This window comes from Acinetobacter sp. 12966 (assembly GCF_031196995.1).
Lineage (GTDB): Bacteria > Pseudomonadota > Gammaproteobacteria > Pseudomonadales > Moraxellaceae > Acinetobacter > Acinetobacter geminorum.
Window position 1 is genome coordinate 1 of sequence record NZ_JAVIMC010000032.1, and the last position, 204, is coordinate 204.

The following is a 204-nucleotide window of genomic DNA, read 5'->3' on the forward strand; positions in this document are numbered from 1 at the left end:
CAACAATTATTAAAAGATGCGTTATTTTATAATGAAGTTGTTGATATCGAAGGCAAGATTGTTGATTTTGAAGAGTTCCGTTTGTAATTGATTCTCTCCAGTGAATATGATGGAACAATAAAAAAAATACATGCTGTTCGCGGCAATGTTTATTCGTATGAAACTGAATTTGGAAAAAAGGTCAAGTCGTTACCAGAATATCCA

Annotated in this window: 1 pseudogene; it reads left to right on the top strand. The window is 31.9% G+C overall.

Going from position 1 to position 204, the window contains the following annotated elements:
• A pseudogene (locus RFW85_RS06340) lies at window positions 1-84 on the top strand (hypothetical protein); the annotation flags it as partial.
• Between the last annotated feature and the right edge of the window lie 120 nt (window positions 85-204).